The sequence below is a fragment of the Mycobacterium sp. P4_H6 genome, from assembly GCF_056400845.1.
Window position 1 is genome coordinate 1 of the sequence record NZ_JBFUKN010000155.1, and the last position, 6027, is coordinate 6027.

The 6027-nt window shown below is 67.8% G+C and carries 7 protein-coding genes and 1 pseudogene; all 8 read right to left on the reverse strand.

Annotated features, from left to right (window positions below; all coding sequences use genetic code 11):
• On the reverse strand, positions 1 to 545 hold a 545-nt coding region (locus AC1DTF_RS31855; RefSeq protein ID WP_477476964.1), incomplete at its 3' end, for a 5-oxoprolinase subunit C family protein.
• Positions 542 to 1201, reverse strand: a complete 660-nt coding sequence (locus AC1DTF_RS31860; RefSeq protein ID WP_477476965.1) for a 5-oxoprolinase subunit B family protein — start codon at positions 1199 to 1201, stop codon at positions 542 to 544. The genes AC1DTF_RS31860 and AC1DTF_RS31855, both read right to left, overlap by 4 nt.
• Positions 1202 to 1275: 74 nt before the next feature.
• The gene (locus AC1DTF_RS31865) at positions 1276 to 1956 is read right to left on the reverse strand and encodes a queuosine precursor transporter (RefSeq protein WP_057170030.1); all 681 of its coding nucleotides are present in this window, start codon (positions 1954 to 1956) and stop codon (positions 1276 to 1278) included.
• Positions 1957 to 1977: 21 nt separating this feature from the next.
• Positions 1978 to 2922, reverse strand: a complete 945-nt coding sequence (locus AC1DTF_RS31870; protein WP_477476966.1) for an ABC transporter substrate-binding protein — start codon at positions 2920 to 2922, stop codon at positions 1978 to 1980.
• Positions 2923 to 2938: 16 nt separating this feature from the next.
• Positions 2939 to 4090, reverse strand: coding sequence for a YeiH family protein (locus AC1DTF_RS31875; RefSeq protein WP_477476967.1), 1152 nt, complete (start codon positions 4088 to 4090; stop codon positions 2939 to 2941).
• Positions 4091 to 4206: 116 nt separating this feature from the next.
• Entirely contained in the window at positions 4207 to 4983 is a 777-nt protein-coding gene (locus tag AC1DTF_RS31880) for an ABC transporter ATP-binding protein (protein WP_477476968.1), read from the reverse strand.
• Positions 4959 to 5828: an ABC transporter permease gene (locus AC1DTF_RS31885; RefSeq protein ID WP_477476969.1), complete on the reverse strand. Its 870-nt coding sequence runs from the start codon at positions 5826 to 5828 to the stop codon at positions 4959 to 4961. The genes AC1DTF_RS31880 and AC1DTF_RS31885 overlap by 25 nt, the downstream gene beginning before the upstream one ends.
• 19 nt (positions 5829 to 5847) lie before the next feature.
• A pseudogene (locus AC1DTF_RS31890) lies at positions 5848 to 6027 on the reverse strand (hypothetical protein); the annotation flags it as partial.

Below are 6027 nucleotides of genomic sequence, written 5' to 3' on the forward strand. Positions count from 1 at the left end.
GGTACGACCTGCAGCTCCAGGATGTCGGGCTCGATGGTGCCGACGGGTGCCTGGTCCAGTTCGGGGAAGTCGGCGGTGTGGTCACCGACGGGCAGCACATCGCCGGCCCGCAGCGGCGCGGGTCCGATGCTGGACATCACGTCATAACTGCGTGACCCGAGCACGGGCTCCACGTCGATGCCGCCGCGCACCGCCAGGTAGCTGCGCAACCCGGAGTGCGGGGAGCCCAGCGAGATCACCTCGCCCTCGCGCGCGTAGTGAATACTGTTGGTGCCGAACGGAACTCCGTTGACGGCGGGGTCGGTGTCGGCGCCGGTCACCGCGATGGTGACGTCACCGCCGTGCACCCGCGCGGAGAAGCCGCCGAAGGTGACCTCGACGGTGGCCCGTTCGCCGGGGTTGGCGACCAGCCGGTTGGCCAGCGTGTGTGCCCGGCGGTCGGCCGCTCCGGAGCGGGTCACCCCCATGTGGGCCAGGCCGGGCCGGCCGAGATCCTCGACGAGGGCCAGCGGCCCGGTGCGCAGGACTTCCAATTCGATACTCATGAGACCTCCCGGAACGCGACGGTCATACCCGGTGTCAGCAGGGCGGGTTTCTCCCGGGTGACGTCGAACAGTGTGGCGTCGGTACGGCCGATCAGCTGCCAGCCGCCGGGGGATTCGCGCGGGTAGACGCCGCTGAACTCGCCGGCCAGGGCCACCGATCCGGCCGGCACCCGGGTGCGCGGTTCGTCGCGTCGCGGTACCTGCAGGCGGGGATCGCCGCCGACCAGATACGCGAATCCCGGTGCGAAGCCGCCGAATCCGACCCGCCACAGGGTGCCGGTGTGGGCGGCGATCACCTCGGCGGTGCTCAGCCCGGTGAGCTCCGCCACGGCGTCCAGGTCGGCACCGTCGTAGATCACCTCGATGACCGCGTCGGGCTCGTCGGCCGTCGTGCCTTCGGCGATGGACTGCTCCGGGCTCAGTTTCCCGAGCCGTTGCCGCGTCGGCGCCAGGTAGCGCGGCCCGTCGAGCTTCACCAGCACGGTGCGCGAGGCCGGCACGATATCGAGAACGCCCGGCAGACCGGCCCGCTGCAGGGTGTCGGTCCAGGCCAATACATCCGCGGTGCTGTCGAACTCGAGCAGCAGCGCCTGGTCTCCATAGTCATGAACGGTGCCCAGTGCGCCGGGCGCCTTGATTTCCGTTGTCAGGCTCATCTACCGAAGCTACCGCCGAGTAAGTTAATTCTCGAGGGGTCTGCGAGCTTTGCCAGAGGAGCCTTAAGCGCGGCTCATACAGCGGGCTGGTACGTCGGCTCGCGACGCTTGATCACCGCGATTACCCGATAGGTCACCGGCAGCATGACGATCTCGATCACCGTCTTGTACAGCCAGCCCAACGCGGTGTAGACGACGAAATCGTGGAAGGTGGTGATCCCGATCGCGTTGGCGGCGATGGCGCAGAACACCAGGGTGTCACCGAGCTGGCCGCCGAAGGTGGAGCCGATCAGCCGGGCCCACAGGTGCTTCTCCTTGGTGCGTTCCTTGATCTTCACCACCAGCCAGGCGTTGATGGTCTGGCCGACGAGGAAGCCCGCCAGCCCGGCCACGATCAGCTGCGTGTAGGCGTGCACGACATTCTCGAAGTGCGGCTGGTTGACGTAGAAGTCGGCGGCCGGCAGATAGATGGTCACCCAGAAGGCCGCCGCGGCCAGCGCGTTCATCCCGAAACCGAGCAGGATCGCCTTGCGGGCGGCCTTGAAGCCGTAGACCTCGGAGAGCACGTCGCCGATCACGTAGGTCAGCGGGAAGACGATGAAGCCGCCGTCGGTAATGATCGGGCCGAACGCGACGCCCTTGGTGGCGGTGACGTTGGAGATGATCACCAGGGCGGTGAAGACCGCGACGAGAACCGGATAGTAGGCCGAACCGACTTGGGCAAATGAAGGTCGCTGTTCGGGGGAGTCGGTCAGGCTGCTCACCCGGATATCTTGTCAGGCCAGTGCGGTGCGCAGCATCGGTGGCAGCTGATCGGCCACCAGCGGCAGCGACAGCGGCGAGGAGAACGCGATTGCCGCCGCCAGGTCACGGCCGGTGAAGACATTGCGCGGGCCCTGTTCGGCGATGATCGGGTCGGCGGCCAGCGCCGCGGTCTCCGCGTCGTCGGCGGTCCAGATCAGCACGTCCGCGCCGCCCAGCACGTCGGCCATCCGGTCGCGCGGCACCGTCGGGTCGACCTCCGGTATCTCGAAGCCCATCTGGGTGAGGAACTCGGTGCGCCAGCCGGCCGGGGTGGTCACCAGGCCGCCGTCGTCCAGGCTGCCCTGCAGCAGCAGCGCCCGCTTGCCCTTGAACGCCGGGGTCTCGGTGCCCAGCGTGGTGAAGCGGGTGTCGATATCGGTGATGAGCTGCTGCATCTGATCGTGCTTGAACACCGCCGCACCGATCGCCGTGGCCTGGTCCTTCCACGGCTCGAAGAACGCGTCCTGACCGGCCTGCGCGATGGTCGGCGCGACATTGGACAGCCGGGTGTAGGTGTCCTGGTCGAGGCCGGCGTTGGTGGCGATGATGAGATCCGGGTTGAGCGCGGTGATGGCCTCGAAGTTGATGCCGCCGTCGAGGGTGAGCACCGCCGGCTGAGCCGCGCCCAGCGCGGGGACCGCCCACGGCCACACCGCGAACGGCTGCCCGCCGAACCATTCGGTGACCCCGATCGGCACCACGCCGACGGCCAGCAGACAGTCCTGACCGGTGAGCCCGGCGCTGACCACCCGGGTGGGTGGCGCGGGCACCTTGGTCTCGCCGAAGGCGTGGTCGACGGTGACGGAGCCGTCGTCGGCGATGGCGCCCGGCGGGTCGGATCTGCAGGCGGTCACCGCGGCCGCGGAGCCGGCGGCAAGCGCCATCAGGAAAGCACGCCGGGACCAGTTTGTCGGCACGCCGTGAGCGTAACCGCTAACTGACGCTGAAGTTCCCGAAGAGCAGCAGCGCCAGGCCGAGGGCCACCACGATGTTCACCACGGTCGCCGAGGCGAACAGGGCGATCGGGCGCCAGCCCGCCTCACGCAGGCCGCGCAGCGAAAACTCCAGCCCGATGGCGACGAAGGCGAAGATCAGGAACCAGGTCCGCAGATCGTTGATGGTGGCGATATCGGCCTTGTCCCCACCCCACTGCAGGTACAGCGTGCCGATGACGGACGCGGCGATGAACCCCAGCACGAACTTGGGGAAGCGGTCCCAGAACTCGCGCAGTGACGGCCGCGCCGCAGAATCATCTCCCGTCGCGTCGCTCGCTCCGGCCCAACTCTTGCGCTCCACCTTCAGCGCGAAGTACGCGGTCAGCGCGATCGCGACCACGCCGATCAAGGCGTTCTGGGTGGTCTTGACGATGGTGGCGATCTGCAGCGCGTCCTCGCCGGCGATCGCGCCGGCGGCCGCCACCGCGGCGGTGGTGTCGATATTGCCGCCGATCCAGGCGCCGGCCACCGCGTCGGGGAGCCCGAAAACCGATGCGAGCCAAGGCAACAGGAAGATCGATGGCAGCGCGAAGATGATCACCAGCGACGCGGCATAGGCCAGCTGCTCGCGCTTGGCCTGCACGGCACCGGCGGCCGCGATGGCCGCGCTCACCCCGCAGATCGACACCGCCGAGGCGAGCAGCGCGCGCAGTTTGTCGTCGAGGCCCAGCTTGCCGCCCAGCCACCAGGTGAAGCCGAAGACGATGCTGATCAACAGCAGCGCCTGGATGATGGCGGGGCCCGCGGCGGTCACGAGAACCTTCAGGTTGATCGATGCGCCGAGCAGCACCAGACCCGTCTTGATGAAGAACTCGGTGCGGAACCCCCGCGACAGCGCGTCGCGCAGCGCGAGCTTGGACAGCACGAAGTYGCCGATCAGGCCCAAAGCGATCGCATAGACCGGGAATTCGATGGACTTCGCGACCTTGGCCAGTGAAGTCCCGGCCGCCCAGCCCGGAACCTCCTGCTCCAGGAACCGGGTGGCCGCGCCGAGAGCGATCACGACCAGCACACCTGCGACGGCATAGCCGAGGCGCCCGGTTAGCGGGTCGGTGCGTTCTTCGGTCTCGGTGTTCTCGGTGTCGGTCACGGGATCACGCTGCCCGGGATGGCGCCGACCAGTACCAGGGCGAGCAGCGCCAGTCCGACGATGACGGCCAACCAGTCCTCGTTCAGTTTCATCGAACCTCTCAAGCTCGTGGTACGTCAGTGTTGTTGGACGCCGAGCGCGCTCAGCAGGGCCTCGCGGTGGGCCACGAACTGCGGATTGCGGTACGTGCGCTCTCCGGCCCCGTGAGAATCGGACTCGTGGAAATCGAGTTGCCGGTCGGCCACGAACCGTCCGTCGTCCAGCACCAGCACCCGGTCGGCCAGGGTGACCGCTTCGTCGACGTCGTGGGTGACCAGCAGGACGCCGGGCCGGTACTTGGCGCAGAGGTCTTCCAGTAGTGCGTGCATCCGGATCCGGGTCAGCGCGTCGAGCGCGCCGAACGGTTCATCGGCCAGCAGCAGCGCCGGGTTGCGCACCAGCGAGCGGGCCAGCGCGACGCGTTGTTGTTCGCCGCCGGACAGTTCGTAGGGCCAGGCCCGTTCCCGGCCGGGTAGTCCGACATCGGCCAGTACCGTCGAACCGCGTTGCGCGACATCGCGTCCGGACAGCCCCAGGGTGACATTGTCGAGCACCCGGGCCCAGGGCAGCAGCCGGGAATCCTGGAACACCACGGAGACATCGCGGGAGACGAACAGATCGCCCACGCCGGCGACACCGTGGTCCAGTCCGGCCAGCGCTCGCAGCAGGGTGCTCTTGCCGGAACCGCTGCGGCCCAGCAGGGCGACGAACTCGCCCTGGTGGATGGTGAGGTTCACCGCGTCCAGGACGGCCTTGTCACCGAAGGACCGGGTCAGTTCGCGTACCACCGCCACGGGATCGCCGTAGCCCGAGGCGATTTCGTCGCGGGTCAGTTCCCCAGTGCGCGTCGCCATGACAGGGCCCTCCTCTCGATGGCGCGGACGATGTAGTCACCGGTGAGCCCGAACACCGCGTACACCACCAGGCCGACCACCACGATGTCGAGCTGGCCGTACAGCCGGGCCTGGGTCATCAGGTAGCCGATGCCCTGGGTCGCGTTGACCTGCTCCACGACCACCAGAGCCGTCCAGGAGATGGTGACGGCCAGTCGCAGGCCGGTGAAGAAGCCCGGCAGCGCACCGGGAATGGCGACCTTGCGGATGAACTGGGTCCGCGACAACCCGACGGTCTCGGCCAGCTCGACGTGGCGTAGATCCACGCCTTTGAGTTGTGCGGTGGTGTTGATGTACACCGGGATCAGCACGCTGGTGGCGATGATGATGATCTTCATGGTGTCGCCGATGCCGAACCAGATGATGGCCAGCGGGATGATCGCCAGCGTCGGCACCGCACGCTTGACCTGGATGGGTCCGTCGACGATGGCTTCGCCGATACGGCTGAGCCCCGAGATCAGCGCCAGCACCAATCCGAGCGTCACACCGATGACCAGGGAGACCGAGGCGAGTTTCAAGGAGGCGAGGATGTTGGTGGGTAGCCGGCCGTCGGCCCATAGTTCGCTTGCGGTGCGGGCGATCTCGAACGGGTGCGGCAGTGTGCCCGGATCGAGGATGCCCAGCTCGGAGGTGACGAACCAGATGATCACCAGCAACAACGGCCCGATCGCCAGGGCGGCGGGGATGTTGCGGCCCGGCCCGAGGCGTTTGCCGCGGGTTGTCCCGGAGCGGTGCTCCAGGTTCGGGTAACTCTGCGCCGTGGCGGCAGTGTTCTTGCCGGGCGCAGCGGTCTGAATGYTGGTCATCATCGTCCCCCGATTACGGCTACTGCTTCGCCGGGCTCGGCAGCGGGGCATCCAGCGTCAGGTCCGCGAAGCGGAAGTCGTACTCGTCCTTGGCTTTCAGGTCTTCTCCGGCGAACGCCCCCGCGCTCTRCAACAGGTCGATGGTCTCCTGCTGGATGCCGATGGTCTCGTCGGTGAATCCGGGCACGCTGCTCAAGCC